18 protein-coding genes and 1 pseudogene are annotated in these 20,802 nt (G+C 69.8%); 13 read left to right on the top strand and 6 right to left on the bottom strand.

Annotated elements, in window-relative coordinates; all coding sequences use genetic code 11:
• Positions 1-54: 54 nt before the first annotated feature.
• The 4 genes from ASG95_RS11655 to ASG95_RS11640 form a co-directional block, all read right to left on the bottom strand.
• Positions 55-1,095, bottom strand: coding sequence for a glutathione synthetase (locus tag ASG95_RS11655; protein WP_057377565.1), 1,041 nt, complete (start codon positions 1,093-1,095; stop codon positions 55-57).
• Positions 1,092-2,258, bottom strand: coding sequence for a flavohemoglobin expression-modulating QEGLA motif protein (locus tag ASG95_RS11650; protein WP_057377564.1), 1,167 nt, complete (start codon positions 2,256-2,258; stop codon positions 1,092-1,094). Before ASG95_RS11650 ends, ASG95_RS11655 begins: the two co-directional genes overlap by 4 nt.
• The gene (locus tag ASG95_RS11645; RefSeq protein ID WP_057378873.1) at positions 2,255-3,046 is read right to left on the bottom strand and encodes an N-formylglutamate amidohydrolase; all 792 of its coding nucleotides are present in this window, start codon (positions 3,044-3,046) and stop codon (positions 2,255-2,257) included. Before ASG95_RS11645 ends, ASG95_RS11650 begins: the two co-directional genes overlap by 4 nt.
• 656 nt (positions 3,047-3,702) lie before the next feature.
• The gene (locus ASG95_RS11640) at positions 3,703-4,326 is read right to left on the bottom strand and encodes an antibiotic biosynthesis monooxygenase (RefSeq protein ID WP_057377563.1); all 624 of its coding nucleotides are present in this window, start codon (positions 4,324-4,326) and stop codon (positions 3,703-3,705) included.
• 136 nt (positions 4,327-4,462) lie between these two features.
• Between ASG95_RS11640 and ASG95_RS11635 the strand changes: the two genes are divergently transcribed.
• The 10 genes and pseudogenes from ASG95_RS11635 to ASG95_RS11595 all read left to right on the top strand — a co-directional run bounded on the left by ASG95_RS11635 (position 4,463) and on the right by ASG95_RS11595 (position 14,466).
• On the top strand, positions 4,463-5,959 hold the full coding sequence (locus ASG95_RS11635; protein WP_057377562.1) for a cobyric acid synthase: 1,497 nt from the start codon (positions 4,463-4,465) through the stop codon (positions 5,957-5,959).
• A 525-nt stretch (positions 5,960-6,484) separates the two neighbouring features.
• Positions 6,485-7,090, top strand: coding sequence for a hypothetical protein (locus ASG95_RS11630; RefSeq protein WP_157581983.1), 606 nt, complete (start codon positions 6,485-6,487; stop codon positions 7,088-7,090).
• Positions 7,091-7,319: 229 nt separating this feature from the next.
• Positions 7,320-9,260: a sialidase family protein gene (locus ASG95_RS11625; RefSeq protein ID WP_157581980.1), complete on the top strand. Its 1,941-nt coding sequence runs from the start codon at positions 7,320-7,322 to the stop codon at positions 9,258-9,260.
• A gap of 668 nt (positions 9,261-9,928) precedes the next feature.
• On the top strand, positions 9,929-10,681 hold the full coding sequence (locus ASG95_RS11620) for a dienelactone hydrolase family protein (protein WP_057377559.1): 753 nt from the start codon (positions 9,929-9,931) through the stop codon (positions 10,679-10,681).
• Between the two features lies 1 nt (position 10,682).
• Positions 10,683-10,943 (top strand): DUF6295 family protein, encoded by a 261-nt coding sequence (locus ASG95_RS11615; RefSeq protein WP_057377558.1) that lies wholly within the window; start codon positions 10,683-10,685, stop codon positions 10,941-10,943.
• A 2-nt stretch (positions 10,944-10,945) separates the two neighbouring features.
• Entirely contained in the window at positions 10,946-11,308 is a 363-nt protein-coding gene (locus ASG95_RS11610) for a hypothetical protein (protein ID WP_200961906.1), read from the top strand.
• A 67-nt stretch (positions 11,309-11,375) separates the two neighbouring features.
• Positions 11,376-12,794: an FAD-binding oxidoreductase gene (locus tag ASG95_RS11605; protein WP_235543788.1), complete on the top strand. Its 1,419-nt coding sequence runs from the start codon at positions 11,376-11,378 to the stop codon at positions 12,792-12,794.
• A gap of 62 nt (positions 12,795-12,856) precedes the next feature.
• Positions 12,857-13,708, top strand: a pseudogene (locus ASG95_RS22065) (class I SAM-dependent methyltransferase); the annotation flags it as partial.
• Between the two features lies 1 nt (position 13,709).
• Positions 13,710-14,047 (top strand): class I SAM-dependent methyltransferase (locus ASG95_RS22060; protein WP_235543779.1); only part of this gene is annotated, 338 nt, incomplete at its 5' end.
• Positions 14,032-14,466 (top strand): VOC family protein, encoded by a 435-nt coding sequence (locus ASG95_RS11595; protein WP_235543777.1) that lies wholly within the window; start codon positions 14,032-14,034, stop codon positions 14,464-14,466. The genes ASG95_RS22060 and ASG95_RS11595, both read left to right, overlap by 16 nt.
• 104 nt (positions 14,467-14,570) lie before the next feature.
• Here ASG95_RS11595 and ASG95_RS11590 read toward each other — a convergent pair whose 3' ends face one another.
• Both ASG95_RS11590 and ASG95_RS11585 read right to left on the bottom strand, forming a co-directional pair.
• Positions 14,571-16,487, bottom strand: a complete 1,917-nt coding sequence (locus ASG95_RS11590) for an acyl-CoA dehydrogenase (RefSeq protein ID WP_057377555.1) — start codon at positions 16,485-16,487, stop codon at positions 14,571-14,573.
• 29 nt (positions 16,488-16,516) lie between these two features.
• Complete coding sequence (locus ASG95_RS11585) at positions 16,517-17,191, bottom strand: TetR family transcriptional regulator (RefSeq protein WP_057377554.1); 675 nt, start codon at positions 17,189-17,191, stop codon at positions 16,517-16,519.
• 89 nt (positions 17,192-17,280) lie between these two features.
• Between ASG95_RS11585 and ASG95_RS11580 the strand changes: the two genes are divergently transcribed.
• Genes ASG95_RS11580 through ASG95_RS11570 form a run of 3 tightly spaced genes read left to right on the top strand, consistent with a single transcriptional unit; the run spans position 17,281 to position 20,799 of the window.
• Positions 17,281-18,606, top strand: a complete 1,326-nt coding sequence (locus ASG95_RS11580; RefSeq protein ID WP_082592509.1) for an acetyl-CoA C-acetyltransferase — start codon at positions 17,281-17,283, stop codon at positions 18,604-18,606.
• Positions 18,606-19,949, top strand: a complete 1,344-nt coding sequence (locus tag ASG95_RS11575; RefSeq protein WP_057378870.1) for a 3-oxoacyl-ACP reductase — start codon at positions 18,606-18,608, stop codon at positions 19,947-19,949. The genes ASG95_RS11580 and ASG95_RS11575 overlap by 1 nt, the downstream gene beginning before the upstream one ends.
• Position 19,950: 1 nt before the next feature.
• A complete protein-coding gene (locus ASG95_RS11570; RefSeq protein ID WP_057377552.1) occupies positions 19,951-20,799 on the top strand; it encodes a MaoC/PaaZ C-terminal domain-containing protein in 849 nt (282 codons plus the stop codon).
• Positions 20,800-20,802: the final 3 nt, after the last annotated feature.

The following is a 20,802-nucleotide window of genomic DNA, read 5'->3' as shown; positions in this document are numbered from 1 at the left end:
TCGCGCAGGCGCGGACCGCACGAGGAGATCGAAGGCTGCATGGCGCCTGCTGACTCAACTGGTCGCGAGCCGAGAGTTGTCGATGTGGCTGTAGTACTTGCGGATCCGGACCTTTCGCTCCAGCTCGCCGATGATCACGTGCGCGAAGTTCACGTCGTACAGCGCCTGAGCACTGCCGATGCCGCCCGGGCTGAAGACGTTGATCTCCATGAGCTTGTCACCCACTATGTCGAGGCCCACGAGGAACATGCCGTCGGAGACCAGTTTCGGCCGGACGATCTCGACCATTTCCAGCATCGTGTCAGTGACGGTGGCCTTCGCGACCTCGCCGCCGGCCGACATGTTGGAGCGCATGTCATTGGTCTTGTTCATACGTCGGAATGCGGCGTACTTGCCTTCGTGCTGGAGCGGCTCGCCGTTCATCACGAAGAGGCGGATGTCGCCGTTCTTGGCTTCCGGTAGGTACTCCTGCGCCACGACGTAGCCGTCGCGCGAGATGGCCTCGATGATCTGGTTGAGGTTGGGCCCTTCCTTGCGGTCGATCAGGAAGACGCCACTGCCACCAGAGCCTTGGAGCGGCTTGAGCACAGCCTTGCCCCCGAGGTCGTCGATGAAGCTGCTGATCAGTGCCTGGTCGCGCGAGATGAGCGTGCGTGGCCTGACGATCTCCGGGAAGTGCTGGAAGTACGCCTTGGACAGCGCATTGGCCAGGCTGGTGGGGTCGTTGACGACGAGTACCCCGCAGCTCGCAATCAGCTGGCCGAATGCCACTCCGGCGTTGTTGGCCCAAGGCGCCGACTCGGCGTCGTCGGCGGGGTCGTTGCGGAGCATGACCACGTCGAACTCCTCGAGCCCGATCAGCTGCTCGACGTCGGGCTTCTTCACGTCATCGAGGTGTCGCTCGAGTGAGCGGTAGTTCTTCGCGTGACCCATCCGGGCCTTGGCGCTCAGCGAGCCGTCGGGCTCGTAGGAGAAGTCACCGACGCCAACGAACCACGCCTCGTGGCCCATGCTCTTGGCGGCCATGGCGAGCCGGTTGGTGGTGTAGCGCGGGTCCTCGGTGTTGACGTCGTTGACGACGAAGGCGATCTTCACGACACCCCTCCCAGGAGTGTGCTGAGCTCATTGGTCGTTGCGGCCAGTTCGATCCGGCGGACTGCCGCAGGGTCGGCGAGGTACCGGGGTATGAGCCGAGCAGGCAAGAGCGCGCCCTTCTCATCCAGCTCGGCGATGAGGGGCAGATCGTCGAGCGAGAACTTGCCGCGCCAGAGCAGGTCGAGGCTCCCGCCCTCGCGCAGGTGCGCCAGCAGGTCGACCAGGCCCCGGAGATAGATGGCGTCCTTGGTCATCCCACCGGCGCGGTAGACCCGCATCACTGTGTTGAAGGCACTTCCCCGCGGGAATCCGGCCTCGAGCAACCCGCCGTGGGCCTGGGAGAAGCTCGCCCCCGCGACGAGCCGGTGCACCGTGACGACCCGACCGGCGAGCTGGCGCAGCCGGAACGCGGTGAGCCCGCCACAGGCTACCTCGGCCAGCACGGCCAGCCCCTCCTGCGTCTCGTCATAGCCCGCCAGGCCGGTGCCGAGTACTTTCACCAGCTGAGCGGCGCCGTTCACCTGGGTCACGAGGTGGGTGCCGACCTCATGGTGCAGCAGGCCCTCCGCCCGAGCACGTTGCACGGAAGCCTCTGTGCCGATGAGCAGGGTGTCACCCGAGACCATGACCCCGTTGACGTCTGGCCTGATCTCCGCATGCATCTCGATCTCGGGGTCCTGCTCGCGGTAGTGCCCGATCTCGGCCAGCGCGAGTTCGAGGAACTCCTCAGCGTCGAGCGACGCACCCCGGGTCTCTGCGGACGGCACGGCCTCCAGCACTGACTCGGCCTGCTCACGCAGCGCCGGCGACACCCCGCCGTACAGCTCGATGCTCAGGCCGAGGAAGTCGTCGGTATCGCGGGCGCGCAGCATCTCCAGCTGCAACTCCATCTCGCGATGCTTGGCGCGCAACAGGTGAGCAAGCGTGGTGTCCTCCACCGACCCGATGTCGATCGCGGCGAGCTGCTCGACCACGACCTCGGGCTCCACCTCGAGCTCCCGGTAGGTGAACACGGGCTCCGTGACGTCGCCGTCGAGGAACTCGGCGCGCACGTCCGCGGCATTCACCGGCGTGACCTCGAGCAGGAACTTCATGCTGGCCGAGAGCTGGGCCAGAGCATGATCGACGGCGCGGTCAGGCGCACTCAGCGGAGATCTGGTCATCGGAGTCGATCCAGCTCCTCTCTCAAGCCGGGCAGGGCCGCCTCGAGGGCCACACTGGCACACTCGAGCGCAGCCTGGTTGAGCTCACCGGTCCACTCGTCCATGAAGGTCTTCTTGAATTCCAGGGCCAGCACACAACCCACCCGCGGATAGCGGTCGTGCACGAACCAGGCGATGTTGCGCCCCTCGAACGCGACGTTCTCGCGGGCGTCCATTGGTCCACAACCCAGGTCCTTCGAACGCAGATCCCTCATGAACCGCTCGAGCAGTGGTTGGAACAGGTCGTGGTCGACGCTGCCGGTGCCGACGTTCACCTCCGGGTTCTCGTGCGCCGGGGCAGCCGGCTGGTCCTCGCCGTCGCGGCGGTGGTTGTAGGAGTGCACGTCGAGCAGGACGAACGGTCCACGCTCGGCAACCTGGTCGAGGCGCGCGCCGAGAGCGTCGAAGAACGCGTCGTACGTCGCGAGGCTGCCCTCGAACTGTGCGTCCGGGAGGTCTCCGTCGCGCCACACCTGGAGCCCCCAGCAGTCGTCCGGGGTGCGATAGATCGCTTCGCGGCGCGGCCGATTGAGGTCGCACTCGAACCGGGACCGATGGGTCAGCACCCGGTCGGGCACGACCGCGGCGATCCGGTCCGTGTAGGGGTCTTCCTCCCGTAGGCGCTCGGCGTCGTCAAGCACCATCAACTCGACGAGGTCGGGGCGCACATCGTGTCCGGCGTGGACGGAGGTGGCGACCACCGGGCCCGTCCAGTCACCGATGAACTCAACGATCTCGGAAGTAGCCATGTGCACGACTTACCCGCCCCGCGGCCGGTTCACACACCCGTCCTGTGCCGCCCGGTCCGGGGAGGTGCACGAAGCAGCGACCTGACGCGCTTTCGGGCCAACTGCTTGACTGACAAGATCGTGCCGGGAGCGAGGGTGGAATCCACTGGGTCCCTTCGGCACGCGCCCGGGCGGCTGGCTCGATCACCGAGCCCGGGTTGGCTGAGTGTCGACGTCTAGGAGGATGCGATGCGCAACGAGGCCATGGAGCGTCTGGGTGTCCTGGTCGGGCCGTGGCGGACGACGATGCGAAATGCGTGGTTGGCCGCAACGAATAGCGGGTCGCTGGGAGGCGTCCGAGGACCACGGAACCACGTGGCGCAAGGACTTCGACCTCATCTTCGAGCGTGCGTAGGGAGTCTTGCGCGTCAGCGCTTGTCTCACGTAGCTGAGGGCTGAGCCGACAACGCGTGCAATGACGTGCTGGCTCCGAGCCGGTCGTGCTCTGCGGGGCGGGAGCTGGCTCGGTCTTGCCGTGGGCGACTCATCGAACACTGGACATGCATGGGCTGGGGAGCCCTGAGAAGCCACATGCAGGCGTCAACGCCTAGTCGCGCGCGCCGTCGAGTGCACCGCATGGTGACCCGACGGCGCACGACCGCGGTTTGACCGTGGAGTCAGACCAGCTCAGGCACGTGCAGGTGGGCCATGGCCACGTCCATCTCGGCCACGTCGTCGACCTTTGCGTCGAGCCGTTCGCTGGCCCGGTGGCGAAGGTCCTTGGCCGCCTCGCGCGTGGCCTCGAGCTGGGCCCGCGTCTCGAAGGTCACCGTGCCGACGATGCGGCCGGAGTCCCGGCTGATCATCAGGTTCGCGCTGCAGAACCCGTCCCACTCCTGCAGCGTCGGAAGGATGAGTGTCTTGTAGACGTCGATGGCCCGGTCGGCAAGTCCCTGGTCCCCACTGAGCCACGTGATGCGAGCGCAGGCCCCATCAGGGCTCGCGTGGTCGCGGTGCATCACGGCGACCTCCCAGGTCGCGACCTCGCTGGACGTCGCCCCAAGGGTGTCCTCCGCGTCGGATCGCAGGGGCTTCACCTGTTCGGCGCTGGCCTGCATGGCGGCCTCCGACTCCCACGAGGTCGTGGCGATGCAGCGGCCCGACTCGCGGTCGACGAGCAGCGACATGCCGGCACAGCCGTCCATGGCTGTCACGGCGGGGAAGACCTGGTCCCGGACGTGGGCGATCCCGTCCTCGACCTTGGAGCGATCCGCCTGGATCGTGGTGGTACGTGCGTACACGACGTGCTCCCTTGATCGGGGCAGCGCCCCGACGGCGCTGCCGTCACCGGTTGATCTTTCTCCTCCGGCGTGGGTCCGTCTAGGGACAATTGGGGCGGCCTCGGGATCCCCGCCGTGGGTTCGTAGGCTGAGCACCGTGAAGGGGTCACTGCTGGTCGCCGGGACGACGTCGGACGCCGGCAAGAGTGTGGTGACCACGGGGCTGTGCAGGCTGTTGGCCCGCCGCGGGGTCCGGGTGGCTCCGTTCAAGGCCCAGAACATGTCGAACAACTCGATGGTCGTCGCCGGCCCGGACGGGCTCGGCGCCGAGATCGGCCGCGCCCAGTGGATCCAGGCTGTGGCTGCGGGGGCCACGCCCGAGGTGGCGATGAACCCCGTCCTCCTCAAACCGGGGAGTGATCGGCGCAGCCACGTCATCCTCAACGGGCACCCGGCCGGCCTGATCTCCTCAGCCGAGTTCGCAGGGTCGCGAGGGTCGCTCGCGAAGGCGGCGTTCGCGGCATACGACGACTTGGTATGCCGTTTTGACGTGGTCGTCTGCGAAGGCGCCGGAAGCCCCACCGAGATCAACCTGCGGGAGCACGACTACATCAACATGGGGCTGGCGCGGCACGCCGACATGCCGGTCATCGTCGTCGGAGACATCGACCGAGGCGGTGTGTATGCCGCGTTGCACGGCACCGTGGCGCTCCTCCAGCCGGCGGACCAGCGACTGGTGGCCGGGTTCGTGGTGAACAAGTTCCGGGGGGACGAGACCCTGCTCGAACCGGCCAACCGCGAGATCGAACGCATCACAGGTCGCCCGGTGCTCGGGGTGATCCCGTGGAGCCCCGCCGTGTGGTTGGACTCGGAGGACGGCCTCGACCTCGCGGGACGAGCGGCCGACGCCGAGCACCCGCTGGTGGTTGCGGTGGTGAGGTTCCCACGGATCAGCAACTTCACCGACCTGGACGCCCTCGGGCTGGAGCCCGACGTCGACGTGCGGTTCGCGTCCCGACCACAGGACCTCGCGGACGCGGACCTCGTCGTGCTCCCCGGGACCCGGGCGACCATCGCGGACCTGGCCTGGCTCCGGCATCGTGGCCTCGACCGTGCCGTCGTCACCCACGCCGCCGCCGGACGCCCCGTGCTCGGCATCTGCGGCGGGTTCCAGATGCTTGGACGCACGATCAGCGACCCGGATGGTGTCGAGGGCGCGGCCGGGACGGTGGTCGAAGGACTGGGGCTGCTCGACACCACGACCACGTTCGCGCGCGAGAAGGTCCTGCGCCTCTCGCAGGGAACGGCGTTGGGCGCAGCGGTGTCCGGCTACGAGATCCACCACGGGGTGACCACCACCGGTGGCGAAGAGGAGTTCTTCGGCGGCGCCCGCCGACAGCACGTGCTCGGGACGATGGTGCACGGCAGCTTGGAGTCCGACGGCTTCCGGCATGCGCTCCTGGGCGAGGTGGCCGCGCGGGTGGGCCGCCCGCACACCGCCAGTGGAGTCAGCTTCGAGGCGGCTCGGCAGGCCCGGCTCGATCTGTTGGCTGACCTGGTCGAGGGGTGCGTCGACATGGACGCGATCGACGCCCTGATCACCAGAGGAGCACCGGGCGGGCTGCCGGCTCTGCCGCCCGGGGACTCGCGGTGAGCGGCCGCGCGACCCATCACTGAGAGAAGCAGCCCTGCGGTTGGGCGGCTCGGGATGGGCCTTGAAGAGGATCCGATCCTTGCTCTGACTCGACCGGCCGTGGGCCAAGAACCTCCTGGGAGTCAAGTTCACCCATCGGATCGACGTTGAGCTCTGGGCGTTCTGTATCGGGGCTCGGAAGGTACCTCTTGCTCTCGAGCCTGGCCATGGGACTCGCCGATCTGCTCGGCAAGTGGCACCCCCGTGGCGGGAGCATCCGGGGAACGGTGGGATCGAGCGTCCCACCCCTGATCGCGTTGGTGGCCCAAGGGTTCTGGGGCTGATGCTGGCTGGCGGTCCAGCCTCCAGCCGTCGTGTTCTGGTCCACCGTCGTGTTCTGGTCCACAGTCGTGTTCTGGTCCACAACGGTGTCGGCCACGCGGCCACACGGATGGCCCCCGGCGCGGATGCGGACGGCTGACGCTGGTCGCCATGCTGCTGAGATCAACCACCCGAGCGACAAACGTGGAAGCCGAGGAGCCGACCATGCAACGACCACTTGTCACATCCGTGGCCGCGCCCGCCGCCCCGGCCGTCGTGCCGCCGGTCGCCGCGCCCTCAACGGGGTCGTGCGCGGTCTTCGGCCACGAGATCGACAACCGAACGGTCGCCGCCGGCAACCCGCGGTGCCGACGGTGCGGCCAGCCGTTCCTGTTCGAGGACGGCAGGGTCAGCCACACCCGCCACGTGCTGGGCTGCTTCCTCCGCCATCACACCTACATCCGCATCGACCGACGCGCCGGACACAACGAGTACATGTGTGTTCGCTGCGGGCATCCGCTGCTCCTCGCCGTGGACGACGACCCCCACGAGCCCTTGGCGGCGTTTCCCAAGCGGGTCCGCTATCTGTGCGGCGTGTTCGGCCACGCCGTCCACGAGGTCACCGCCCGGAGCGGCTTCATCGAGTACGGCTGCGACTGCGGGCACAGCTTCCTGCTCGCGAAGGAGGGCCTCACCCGGGTCACGCACCCGTTCATCTGCCGGGTGTCGGGGCACCGAGTGGCCTTCGTGGAGCAACGCGGACGGTGCCACGAACACCGTTGCCTCGACTGCGGGCACACGTTCGGATGGATGGACGCCGACGCGGGTTGACGAGACCCACCGGGTGATCCGTCACGCGGTTCGGAACTATGGGTCGGCTGTGTACCTGATGGTTGCGGTCGCCAACGAAAGTCGTCTTGTGCCTGCGTCACGGGTGGTTTGCACTCTCCTGCGCCTTTTGGTGGACGCGGCGACTGTGACTTGGGGCGACGATGACGGGTGGGCGCACCCGCAAACCGACGGCACTGGAGGCCCGACCGGGTGCGTGTTGGGAGGCGTCATGGCGTCCAGAACTCTTGTGGCGGGCGTCGCCGTTGCCGCGACGGTAGCCCTGGTCAACGTGGCCCCCGCGGAGGCGCGGGATCGGCCCTTCTCCACCTTCCGCATGGTCGTCCGACCTGTGCTCGACCCCGGTGACGGGGGCAGCACCACGGGGGGCAGCGGCCAGTTCAGCAAGGTAGCCATCGAGAGGTACCGCTGCAGCGTCGCTGCCGGCGCGGCATACGGCACCCCCGCCGGCGCCATGGACATCTCGTGCAACGACACCGAGCCCTATCGTCAGGACTTCAACCCGGACAACGAGCTCGCGATCGCGGTCAACCCCAAGGTGCCGACCCACCTTCTTGCGGGATCCAACGACTACTTCTACCGGTTCAACAACTCGACCGGTGTGAGGCAGGCGCTGGTCCCAACCGGCTTCTTCACCTCGATGGACGCGGGGTCGACGTGGGTCGACGGCCAGGTCCCGCTCGTCAGCGGCAACGGTGCCGGTGATCCGTCACCGGCGTTCAACGGCAAGCTGTCCGGGAGCTCGGCAGAGACAGGCTGGGCGATGATGGCGCAGCTGGAGAACACCGGTGGCCAGGGCGGCCCTTACGTGTCGCAGGGTGACGTCTCGGTCAGCTGGTCCGCCGACGGAGGCATCACGTGGAACGAGCCTGTGACCGTGATGAAGGGCAAGGGGGCCGGCATCGGCCCGGCCAACAGCGCGCTGTTCTTCGACAAGGAATGGCTGACCGTCGACAACCACCCGAGCTCGCCGTTCTACGGGCGCGCCTACCTCGTGGCGGCGCGGTACCTCAACGGGCTCCAGGGCTCGTACAACGAGTCCCCGGTGTACTTCGCCTACTCCGACGACGGTGGCAGGACCTGGTCCAACCCGAAGGAGATCTCTGGCACGAACCCGGTCTGCAGCGCCCAGAGCGCGGGCCCGGCAGGGGAGTGCGACGAGGACAGCTTCCCGATCCCTGAGGTCGCCACGAACGGTGACCTGGTCGTGCACTTCGCCAACGGCAACGTCGACGCGGGCTGGGAGACGGCGGGCGAGTACGAGCAGACCCTGCTGGCGGTGAAGTCCACCAACGGTGGCGCCACGTTCGGCGCGCCTGTCGTCATCGCCCCGCTCGAGGACGGCGCTGCGGACACCCCGTTCAGCGTCATCGGGCGCCAGACCGTGACGGGACACCAGATCCGGTGGCAGTCACCGGGCACCATCACGGCCGACCCGACCAACACACAGCACTGGGCGGTCGTCTACAACGACAACTTCGCGGGAGTGCACGACAACGCCCCTGCCAGCTGTCTGAACGACATCCCGGGTTCAGCTCCGGACTACAACCCGTGCGATGCCGTGACCAACACGAACATCTACCTGGCTGAGAGCTGGAACGGCGGGGCGTCGTGGACGCCACGGATCACCCTCGACGGCTCTGCGGGTGACCAGTGGTTCCCCTGGGCGGACTTCCGCTCCGACGGCTCACTCGTGGTGGCCTACGACTCCAACGAGAACATGGCCGATCCCGGCGATGACCGCGACGACACCTTCAACCACGTGTTGCTGACTGTCGCGCCGCGCACCCCGGCTGGCGGGGCCGCGGTGATCACCGGCCGTGAGGTGCTGGTGCCCAACGGCGCTGGGCGTCAACCGACGGAACAGGTCGACATCTCCGTGACGCACTGGAGCGGACAGTACGTGCCTCAGAGCGCCTGGCCCCGCATCTGCGGCCCGGACGGTTACACCGACCCGCCCGTGGTCGACGCAACCGGCAAGGACTGCAACGTCTTCGACGGTGACTACACCGGTCTCGTGGTCGGTTCCGACGACCACGTCAACGTGGTCTGGACCGGGCTGAACCGGTGGGCTGTCTCGCCCCAGACGGACGCCTACACCGGGCTCCCTCACGACGGGTACGCCCAGGATGCGATGTTCTCCCGCAGGTAGACGCGTCATCGCCCTTGGGCCGGAGCCGGGGCCTCCTGCGGGGGACGGGGCCGAGACTGCGTCGTTCGATCCTTGAGGTTTTGGTGGGCCCGGTCGCGTTCCCCCTGCAAGCAACCGGACCCACCAAAGCCCTGCCCCTCCTTGCCGCTATCGACTTCCCCCGAAGTCGATCCGGCCCCCAACTCGGAGGTTAGGGCCAGGTCAAGAAAGAGTCATCACTTGGTATGGGGCCGGTATTGCCAGATCCGCTTCTGTCCCGGTTTGCCACTGAATAGACTGACCGTTCGGTGGATCCCGCCTCGGCCGAACGGTGGACCCAGTCGCGGGGCCTCCATGGCGAGGGATCCGGGCCTCCATGACGAGGGAGGTGAGCCTCCATGGCGAGGGAGTCAGCGCACCTGGACTAGGACCGCAAGGGGTCGCCGTCCAGATCGTGCTCGGTACTGTGATCACAGCGCGGTTGGGGCCTGCACCCCCACTTGCCCACGCCGCGTAGCCGCCCCGCCCACACCCCTGTAGGGAGGGGCGGCGCCCGAAGCAAGCGCACCGCCCCGCATTGTCATCCTGGGCAGTGGGCAGTGGGCAGTGGGCAGTGGGCAGCGGGTCGGGCCTTGGCCTCATGGCGGGTGTCAGGGCCGACGTGGCGGGCGAGGCATAGCATCCGAGACGTGAGCGACTCCCTCAGTGCGACCACCGTCTTCCTCACCGGCGCCGACGACGCGGAGGTCGAGGCCTACCTCGCCCGTCCCGACGGCGAGCACACCCGTGGGGGAGTGGTGGTGATCCACCACCTGCCCGGCTACGACCGGGCCACCAAGGAGGTGGTGCGCCGGTTCGCCGAGCTCGGCTACGACGCGATCTGCCCCAACCTCTACAGCCGCGAGGCCCCGGGAGCAGACCCGTCCGACGCAGCCGCGACAGCCAGGGCGCAGGGTGGCGTGCCCGACGCAAGGCTGGTCGACGACGTCGGTGCCGCCGCGGCATACCTGCGGGCACTGGCGACCAGCAACGGCTCTGTCGGCGTGATCGGGCACTGCTCAGGCGGCCGGCAGGCCGTGCTCGCCGCGTGCCGCCTCGACCTCGACGCGGCGGTGGACTGCTACGGCGCCTTCGTCACGGGCGAGCCGCCGCAGGGCTACCCGCTGAAGGTCACCAACCTCGTCGACCAGCTGCCGGACCTCAGGGCGCCGCTGCTGGGACTCTTCGGCAAGGAGGACAAGACGCCGAGCCCCGAGCACGTCAAGGAGCTTGACCAGCGCCTCACCGAGCTCGACAAGCCCCACGAGTTCCACTCCTACGACGAGGCCGGCCACGCGTTCTTCGCCACCGACCGCCCGAGCTACCGCGTCGCCGCGGCCAACGACGGCTGGGAGCGGATCGCGTCCTTCTTCGACACCCACCTCGCCGGACGGGAGAGCTGAGATGTGCACCTACGCAACGGTTTCCGAGCAGGTCCAGGGCAGCGCCAAGGGTCCCGGAGGCCCGTGGTTCCACGTCACCGACGCCACCGTCTACTACGACCACCCCGCCCACGCGATGGCCGAGCACACCCTCAACATCGACCTCGCCGACCCCTCGCGCGGCCCGGGGGCCCGGCTGGCCGTCGAGCTGACCCGCGACTCGGCCACCCGGCTCGTCCGGGCCATCGAGGAAGCCCTCGCCTCCGCACCGGAAGGCATGTGACCGTGGCCGAGGTGACCGAGCTCCACGTCTATCCGGTCAGCGGCGAGCCCGGCCGTGACCTCGAGGAGGCCGCCGTCGACTCCGAAGGCCTGGCCGGCGACCGGCGCAAGAAGGCGGCGGTCCACGTCGTGGCGGCTGCCGACGTCGCGCCCGACACCCGGGCCAACCTCGTGGTGTCGCTCACCCCGGTCGAGCTGGAGGCAGCCATCGGTGGGCTTCTCGTCACCGGCGGCGTCGAGCTCGAGGTCACCGGCACCGCCCGCAACTGCCCGGGGGTGTATGCCGCCGTGCGTCACCCGGGCGTCGTGCGCGTCGGCGACGAGGTGACGGCAGTCGCTCCGGACGGCGCTGTCGATGCGGGCTGAGCTGCCCGGAGACCAGGTGCTGACAACTTGCGTGACGAGTGTCGGCACGGCGGCATAAGGTCAGGGTGTGCCGGACTTCGTCTCCGCTGGGACTGGGCGGATCGTGAAGGCTCCCACGGACGCTCGTGCGCGCCACGACGCCGCCGTGGGTCGTCTTGCTGCCAGCTACGCGGCCATCCCGCTCGATGCCCCGGTGCGGCTGGCCAAGAAGACCTCCAACCTCTTCCGGGCCCGCGCGCGCACCGACGCGCCCGGGCTCGACGTCGCCCTGCTCGACCAGGTGATCGCGGTCGACGCCCAGGCCCGCACCGCCGACGTGCAGGGCATGTGCACCTATGAGCACCTCGTCGAGGCGACCCTGCCGCACGGCCTCGCGCCGCTCGTGGTGCCCCAGCTCAAGACCATCACCCTGGGTGGCGCCGTCACCGGGCTCGGCATCGAGTCGACCTCGTTCCGCAGCGGTCTGCCCCACGAGTCGGTGCTGGAGATGGACATCCTCACCGGGGCGGGCGAGATCGTCACCGCCCGACCGGAGGGGGAGCACGCCGACCTCTTCCACGGGTTCCCCAACTCCTACGGCACGCTCGGCTACGCCACCCGGCTGCGGATCGCGCTCGAGCCGGTCGACCCCTTCGTCGCCCTGCGCCACGTCCGGTTCCACGACGTCGAGTCGCTCGTCGCCACGATGGGCCGGATCTGCGACGCAGGGGAGCACGAGGGGGAGCGGGTCGACTACCTCGACGGTGTCGTGTTCTCCGCGACCGAGTCCTACCTCACCCTGGGCAGGAAGACGGCCCAGCCCGGACCGGTCAGCGACTACACCGGCCAGCAGGTCTACTACCGCTCGATCCAGCACGGCTCGCCGCTGCCCAAGGTCGACCGGCTCACGATCCACGACTACCTCTGGCGCTGGGACACCGACTGGTTCTGGTGCAGCCGGGCGTTCGGCGCGCAGAATCCTCGCGTGCGCCGGCTCTGGCCGCGTCGCTACCGGCGCAGCTCGTTCTACTGGAAGCTCATCGCGCTCGACCACCGGTTCGACGTCGCCGACCGGTTGGAGGCGCGCAAGGGCCGCCCGCCGCGCGAGCGCGTCGTGCAGGACATCGAGGTGCCGCTGGGGCGGACCGCCGAGTTCGTCCACTGGTTCCTGCGGGAGATCCCCATCGAGCCGATCTGGCTCTGCCCGGTCCGCAGCAAGGACCAGTGGCCGCTCTACCCGCTGAAGCCGGGCCAGACCTACGTCAACGTCGGCTTCTGGTCCAGCGTGCCCCGCGACCCGGCCGAGCCCGACGGCGCGGCCAACCGCCTCATCGAGGAGCAGGTCACCGCCCTCGACGGGCACAAGTCCCTCTACTCCGACGCCTACTACGACGAAGCCCAGTTCTGGCGCCTCTACGGCGGCGACACCTACGCCGACCTCAAGCGCCGCTACGACCCGAAGTCCCGACTGCTTGACCTCTACTCCAAGGCGGTGCAACGCAAGTGACGATTCTCAGGACCAACCGGACCGACTCCCAGCACAGCTCCCCGGGCCCCGAAAAGCTGTCGATGGCTGAGATCCTCGATGCCGTGACCGCCGACGACGTGCCGCTGCGGTTCACCGCCTTCGACGGCTCCGCCACCGGCCCGGAGGACGCCCCCTACGGCCTCGATCTCAAGTCACCGCGGGGCGCGAGCTACCTCGCCACCGCGCCCGGCGACCTCGGCATGGCGCGCGCCTACGTGGCCGGCGACCTCGACCTCACCGGGGTCCACCCCGGCGACCCCTACGAGCTCCTCGACGCGATGGGCAACCTGCACTTCCGGATGCCGCCGCCCAAGACCGCCGCGGCCATCGCCCGGTCGCTCGGTGTCGAGCTGCTCAAGCCGCCGCCGCCTCCCCCGCAGGAGGCGCTCCCGCGCTGGCGCAGGGTGGCCGAAGGCCTGCGGCACAGCAAGACCCGCGACGCCGAGGCGATCCACCACCACTACGACGTGTCCAACACGTTCTACGAGTACGTCCTCGGGCCGTCGATGACCTACACCTGCGCGTGCTACCCGCACGACGGCGCCACCCTCGAGGAGGCACAGGAGAACAAGTACCGCCTCGTCTTCGACAAGCTCCGGCTCAAGGAGGGCGACCGGCTCCTCGACATCGGCTGTGGCTGGGGCGGGATGGTCCGGTATGCCGCGCGGCGGGGCGTGCACGTCGTCGGCGCCACGCTCTCGGCCGAACAGGCGAGCTGGGCGCAAGAGGCCATCCGCCGTGAGGGTCTGCAGGACCTGGCCGAGGTGCGTCACAGCGACTACCGCGACATCCACGAGACCGGGTTCGACGCGATCTCCTCGATCGGGCTGACCGAGCACATCGGGGTGCGCAACTACCCGGCCTACTTCGCCTTCATCAAGAACCACCTGCGCNCCTTCATCGACCGCTACGTGTTCCCCGACGGCGAGCTGACCGGCTCGGGCACGATCATCGCCGCCGCCCAGGACGCAGGTCTCGAGGTCCGCCACGAGGAGAACCTCCGCGAGCACTACGCCCGCACCCTCGCCGGCTGGTGCGCCAACCTGGTCGACAACTGGGACGCCTGCGTCGACGAGGTGGGCGAGGCAACGGCTCGGGTGTGGGGCCTCTACATGGCCGGCTCGCGGGTGGGCTTCGAGCGCAACATCGTGCAGCTCCACCAGGTGCTGGCCGTCAAGCTCGACGACCGGGGCCAGTCTGACCTGCCCTTGCGACCGTGGTGGAACGCCTAGTGGAGCAACGACTCTCGCTGGTGACCCTGGGAGTCTCCGACCTCGACCGGGCCGAGCGCTTCTACACCGCCCTGGGCTGGGAGCGGGGCAACGACGACGACGGGGTCGCCTTCTTCCAGTGCGGAGGGATGGTGGTCGCGTTGTGGGACCGTGGCGCGCTGGCCGAGGACTCCGTCGTCGAGGACAACGGTGGGTGGGGCGGGGTGACCCGGGCCCTCAACCTCCGCAGTCCGGCGGAGGTCGACGAGGTCCTCGACCAGGCGGAGGCCGCCGGGGCCGTCATCGGTCGCCGCGGTGCCGACACGTCGTGGAGTGGCTACACGGGGATCTTCATCGACCCCGACGGCCACCCGTGGGAGGTCGCCCACAACCCGTTCTGGACGGTCACCGACGACGGCCGCACCCTGCTCCGCGGCTGAGCCACGCGGCATACCGGCACGTGTTGCCACTGGGTGGGCAGGGACCCGCCGATTGGCGGGTCTGGTGAGGCTCAGGTGGCAACAAGTGCGGGCAGACGGGCCGGTCAGGCGAGGGGGGACAGCAGCTCGGTGCCGAGCCAGGCTTTCGGGATCCCGAACGCGTCGACCAGCTCCTGGGCGTGCGGGCGCAGCGCCGCGCACAGGTCGTTGACCGCGGCCGTGACCTGCTTGCTGCGCGCCGGGGTGATCCGCCCGTGCTCGAGGAACCAACCCTTGTCGGCCTCGATGCTGCTCAGCGCGTAGAGGTCGCACACCCGCGACAGCGTCTGGGCGGCTGACGGGTCGTCACACCGGTCGATGGCCGCGACGAACGACTCGAGGATGGTGCGGTCGACGTGGGCGCGGGCCGCCTCGATCACGTGGTCCTGGGCGTCGTTGAAGACGTCGAAGAGCTCGGCGCCGGGCTTGCCGGTCTTGCGCAGGCGCAGCGCCAGGGTCTCGAGCAGGTGCTTCTCGCGGTCCTCGAAGAGGTCGAGCTGCCAGCCGCGGTCGGTCGGGCCCTTCTCGCTGTCGCGGCCCGGTGCGGAGTCGATGAGGCGCTGGATCAGGCCCCGCGCGGAGGTGCGCTCGATGACGGCGCCGGCGAACTGCCGAGCCCCGAACCGCACCATGCCCAGGGTGTCGAGGTCGCCGAACGCGTCGCGGTAGTTGGTGAGCAGCCCCTTGGCGACGAGCTGCAGCAGCACGGTGTTGTCGCCCTCGAAGGTGGTGAAGACGTCGGTGTCGGCCTTGAGGGCGGGCAGTCGGTTGACCGCCAGGTAGCCGGCGCCGCCGCAGGCCTCCCGGCACACCTGGATCGTCGCGGTCGCATGGGCCGTCGCGACCGCCTTCGTGCCCGCCGCCCGTGACTCGAGCTCGCGCTGTTGGTGGTCGTCGGCGGCATCACCGGCCGACTGCACGTCGTGCATGAGCCCGACCAGCTCGTTCTGGGCGAACTGCAACGCGTAGGACTTGGCGAGCGCGGGCAGGAGCTTGCGCTGGTGCACGCGGTAGTCGAGCAGGATCACCTCGTCGGTGCCGCCGGGAGGGGCGAACTGGCGGCGGTGACCGGCATACGTGATGGCCAGGGTCAGGGCGGTGCGGGTGGCCGCGCCGGCACCACCGGCCACGCTGATCCGTCCGCGCACCAGCGTCCCGAGCATGGTGAAGAACCGACGGGTCGGGTTGTCGATGGGCGAGGTGTAGGCGCCTTGCTCGTCGATGTCGCCGTAGCGGTTGAGCAGGTTGGTCCGCGGCACGCGCACCTGGTCGAACGACAGGCGGCCGTTGTCCACCCCCGGCAGCCCGGCCTTCGCGCCGCAGTCGCCGATCGTCACGCCAGGCATGGCGGCACCGGACTCGTCGCGGATCGGCACGAGGACGCAGTGCACCCCGTGGCTCTCGCCCTCGGTGACCAGCTGGGCGAAGACGGCGGCCATCCGTCCGTCGCGGGCGGCCCCGCCGATGTAGTCCTTGCGGGCGCGCAGGTCGGGCGTGTGGACGACGAGCTCGTCGGTGGCCGGGTCGTAGGTGGCGGTGGTGCCCAGCGACTGCACGTCGGAGCCGTGCCCGGTCTCCGTCATCGCGAAGCAGCCCGGCAGCGTCGCGTCGATGATCGAGGGGAGGTATGCCGTGTGGTGGCGTTCGGTGCCGAGGTTCGCCACCGCCCCTCCGAACAGTCCCCAGTGCACCCCGGCCTTCACCATGAGCGACAGGTCTGCGTGGCCGAGCAGCTCGAAGGCGGTCACCGAACCGCCCAGGTCGCCGTTGCCGCCGATGGCCTTGGGGAAGCCGCGCTTGGGGTGGCCGGTGGCGGCCAGCGCCTGCACCTGGTCGGCGATCCGCGCCCGGTAGGACTCGAGGTCGAGCGGCTCGCTGGGAGGGGCGAACCGCTCCGGGTCGAGGTCGGTCCTGGCCTCGTCGCGGATCGCGGCCCAGCGACCGTCGAGGGTCTTCTGGAGGGCAGTGGCGAGAGTGGTCATGGGGAGCTCCTGGGTCGGTGCTGCTCAGGTCAGGGGGTCTCGTCGGGCCAGGCAGCGGAGAGCCCGCCCCAGGCCAGGTCGGTGAGGTGTTGGGTCAGCTCTGGTCGGCTCATCGCGTCGGTCTCCGCCAGCCACTGGTCGGCCGCGGCGCGCACCATCCCCACGAGGCCGGCACCCCACACCTTTGCGGGTGCGGCGTCGCGTCCGGCGCGGGCCAGCGCCTCCGCGATCACGAGGGACATCTGTGCCGCGATGTGGCCGGTCACCGGCGCCGCCGGGTCTCCTGCCGGCTGGTCGAGCAGGGGAGCGGTCACCACGAACCGGTAGACCTCCGGGTCCTTCTCGACCAGCGTGAGGTAGGCGTCGATGGCCCCGGCGATCAGCCCCCGCGGCGAGGAGTCCGCGCTCGCGAGGTCGTCACCGGCCGCGCCGGTGGCCTGCGCCAGGTTGCGCAGGATCAGCGCGTCGACGCTCTCCGACACCGCGGCATACAGGCCCTGGCGGTCGGTGAAGTGGCGGTAGACGACGGTCTTCGAGGTGCCGGCCACGGCGGCGATGTCGTCCATCCCCACGCCTGCCCCGTGCTGGCGGATCGCGCGCAGGGTCGCGTCGACCAGCTCGCGGCGGCGGGCTGCCCGGTGTTGGTCCCACCGGGTGCTGCGGCCGTCGGGAGCCGGGCTCGCCGGCTGCGTGGTCGTGGTCACAACGCTGGACAGTAGCAGGTACTAGGTGTACCTGCTACTGTCCGTATCAGTTACTTGCCCCACAGTCCGACCCACCTCAGGAGCACCCCGTGTCCCCCTCAGCGTCGTCATCCCGATCCGTGTCCCGGACCTCCGGCCAGCCCCGTCGGGCTGCCGTCATCGGCGGCAACCGGATTCCCTTCGCGCGCCAGAACGCCGCCTACGCGAAGGCCTCGAACCAGGACATGCTGACCGCCGCCATCGAGGGCCTGGTGGCCCGGCACGGCCTGGCGGGGGAGCAGGTGGGCGAGGTCGCCGCTGGTGCGGTGCTCAAGCACGCCCGCGACTTCAACCTGACCCGCGAGTCGGTGCTGGGGTCGAGCCTGTCTGCCCGCACCCCTGCCTACGACGTGCAACAGGCCTGCGGCACCGGACTCGAAGCGGCCATCCTGGTGGGCAACAAGATCGCGCTGGGCCAGATCGAGTCCGGCATCGCGGGTGGCACCGACACCGCCTCGGACGCGCCGATCGCCGTCAACGAGGGCCTGCGCGAGACGCTCCTGACGCTCAACCGCGCGAAGACCCCGGGGCAGCGCGTGAAGGCGCTCACCGGGCTGCGCCCCAGCCAGCTGGTGCCCGAGATCCCGCGCAACGTCGAGCCCCGCACCGGGCTGTCCATGGGTGAGCACATGGCCCAGACCGCCAAGCAGTGGGGCATCAGCCGCGAGGCCCAGGACGAGATCGCCGCGGCCTCCCACCACAACCTCGCCGCCGCCTACGACCGGGGCTTCTTCGACGACCTGATGACGCCGTTCCTCGGGCAGACGCGCGACCAGAACCTGCGCCCCGACTCCACCGTCGAGAAGCTCGCCACCCTGAAGCCGGTCTTCGGCAGGGGTGAGAGCGCGACCATGACGGCGGGCAACTCCACGCCGCTCACCGACGGTGCCTCTGCCGTGCTGCTCGGGTCGGACGAGTGGGCCCAGGAGCGCGGGCTGCCCGTGCTCGCGCACCTCGTCGACGCCCAGACGGCCGCCGTCGACTACGTGACCGGCAACGAGGGCCTGCTGATGGCCCCCGCCTACGCCCTGCCCCACCTGCTGGCCCGCCAGGGGATGAAGCTGCAGGACTTCGACCTGGTCGAGATCCACGAGGCCTTCGCCGCCACCGTGCTCACCACCTTGGCCGCTTGGGAGAGCGAGGAGTTCTGCCGCGACCGGCTGGGCCTCGACGCGCCAATCGGAGCGCTCGACCGCGACCGGCTCAACGTCAACGGGTCGTCCCTCGCGGCCGGTCACCCGTTCGCAGCGACGGGTGGCCGCATCGTCGCCTCGCTCGCAAAGATGTTGCACGAGAAGGGATCCGGTGCCCGTGGCCTGATCTCGATCTGCGCCGCGGGTGGCCAGGGTGTCATGGCGATCCTCGAGGCCGCGTGATGGCGGGCACCTACGCCGGCCTCGTCAACAGCCCGGTCGGCAGAAAGCTGGCGACCCAGCTGGGGCTGCCTCGCCCCGCCACGCTGCGCAGGTATGCCGTGGGCGAGCCACTCGTGGAGGGGTCCGTCCTCGTCGGTGGGCTCGGCCCGGCACCCGTCGCGGAACGCGTGCGTGCCCTGCTGAAGAGCGAGGGGATCGACACGGTGGACGAGCTGGCTGACGGCGACCGGGTCGCGGCCGTCGTCGCCGACCTCACCGAGGCCGCAGAACCGAGCGACCTCGACGCCCTGCGGGCGCTCGTGGCGCCAGCCCTCAAGGGCCTGCGTCCCAGCGGTCGGGTCATCGTGGTGGGCCGGGAGCCCAGCAGTGCCAACGGTTTCGCGCAGGCGGCGACGCGACGGGCTCTCGAGGGCATCACCCGGTCCATCGGCAAGGAGCTCCGTGCGGGAGCCACCGCGAACCTCGTCCTCGTCGGTGACGGTGCGGAGGCCAATGCCGACGCGGCGGTGCGCTTCCTGCTGTCGGGCCGCGCGGCATACGTCGACGGTCAGGTGGTGCGCGTGGGGCCGGGCACGCCCACCGAGCCCGCCGACTGGGCAAAGCCGTTGGCCGGCAAGGTCGCTGTCGTGACCGGGGCCGCCCGGGGGATCGGTGCCTCGATCGCGGACGTGCTGGCCCGTGACGGTGCCACGGTCGTCTGCGTCGACATCCCTGCCGCCGGCGACTCGCTGGCCCGCACCGCGAACCGGGTCGGCGGCACGGCGCTGCAGCTCGACGTCACCGCTGACGACGCCGGACGCCAGATCCTCGACCACGCCACCGCCCGGCACGGCGGTCTCGACATCGTCGTGCACAACGCCGGCATCACCCGCGACAAGCTGCTCGCCAACATGGACGAGGCCCGCTGGTCGTCGGTGCTCGACGTCAACCTCGGGTCGATCCTGCGGATGAACGAGGTGCTGCTCGCCGACGGGGGCATCCGCGACGGCGGCCACGTCGTCCTCGTGTCGTCGATCGCCGGCATCGCGGGCAACCGCGGCCAGACCAACTACGGAGCGTCCAAGGCCGGGGTGATCGGACTCGTCGACGCGCTGGCGGCGGACGACGGCCTCCGGGCTCGGGGCATCACGGTCAACGCCGTGGCACCGGGTTTCATCGAGACCGAGATGACCGCCAAGGTCCCCTTCGCCACCCGCGAGGTCGGCCGGCTGCTCAACTCGCTCAACCAGGGCGGTCTGCCGGTGGACGTCGCCGAGACCATCGCGTGGTTCAGCCAGGACGCGAACGCGGGCGTCACCGGCAACGTGGTCCGCGTGTGCGGCCAGAGCCTGCTGGGGGCGTGACGTGGCGGTCCGCACGCTGACCGAGTCACCTTCTCTGGCACCGCTGTTCGCGAAGGCAGCGCTCACGCAGCGCGGTCGGCGGGGCGACCTCCCAGACGCCGCGCTGCGTCGCGAGGGCGTCGTCGTCGACCGTGACCACCTGCTCGGCTACCAACGGGTCTGCGGGTTCGGGGGGAGCGACGTGCTCCCGCACACCTACCCGCACGTCCTCGGGTTCCCCCTCCAGGTCGCGCTGATGGCCGACCGGTCGTTCCCGCTGCCCTTGCCGGGGCTGGTCCACCTCGAGAACCAGATCACCGTGCACCGCCGGCTCACTGCCGACGACCTCATCGACCTCACCGTCCACGCGGAGCACCTGCGCCCCCATCCGAAGGGCCAGCTCGTCGACCTGGTCACCGAGGTCGACGTCGACGGCGAACGGGTCTGGGAGGGTCGCAGCACTTACCTGCGGCGCGGCCGCCCGAACCCCGACGTCGACCGCGGTGAGCCGGCGCCGCCACTGCCCGACGGGCCGCCCGCCGGCATCGTCCGCGTCCCCGAGGGGCAGGGCCGGGCGTATGCCGCGGTGTCGGGTGACGTGAACCCGATCCACCTGCGTGCGCTCACCGCCAGGGCGATGGGCTTCCCGCGCGCCATCGCCCACGGGATGTGGACGGCGGCTCGCACGCTGGCCGCCCTCGGCCCCGGCACCACCGGGCCCAGTGCGTCCCACGTGTGGTTCGCCAAGCCCGTCCTGCTGCCCAGCACCGTCGAGCTGGTCGTGGCCGACGCAGGCGCGGTCACGGTGGCCGGCCTGCGATCCGCCAAGGAGCCGCCGACCACCCACCTGACGCTGACGTTGGAGCACTGAGCC

The organism is Phycicoccus sp. Soil803, assembly GCF_001429685.1.
In the GTDB taxonomy this organism is placed as follows: domain Bacteria; phylum Actinomycetota; class Actinomycetes; order Actinomycetales; family Dermatophilaceae; genus Pedococcus.
This window is presented reverse-complemented; position numbering and strand designations above follow the sequence as displayed.

Excerpts from the sequence above, each read along its gene's own strand:
- ASG95_RS11575 (WP_057378870.1), top strand. The coding sequence starts at position 18,606 with ATGGCGGGCACCTACGCCGGCCTCGTCAACAGCCCGGTCGGCAGAAAG.
- ASG95_RS11650 (WP_057377564.1), bottom strand. The coding sequence starts at position 2,258 with ATGACCAGATCTCCGCTGAGTGCGCCTGACCGCGCCGTCGATCATGCT.
- ASG95_RS11645 (WP_057378873.1), bottom strand. The coding sequence starts at position 3,046 with ATGGCTACTTCCGAGATCGTTGAGTTCATCGGTGACTGGACGGGCCCG.
- ASG95_RS11630 (WP_157581983.1), top strand. The coding sequence starts at position 6,485 with ATGCAACGACCACTTGTCACATCCGTGGCCGCGCCCGCCGCCCCGGCC.
- ASG95_RS11590 (WP_057377555.1), bottom strand. The coding sequence starts at position 16,487 with ATGACCACTCTCGCCACTGCCCTCCAGAAGACCCTCGACGGTCGCTGG.
- ASG95_RS11625 (WP_157581980.1), top strand. The coding sequence starts at position 7,320 with ATGGCGTCCAGAACTCTTGTGGCGGGCGTCGCCGTTGCCGCGACGGTA.
- ASG95_RS11615 (WP_057377558.1), top strand. The coding sequence starts at position 10,683 with ATGTGCACCTACGCAACGGTTTCCGAGCAGGTCCAGGGCAGCGCCAAG.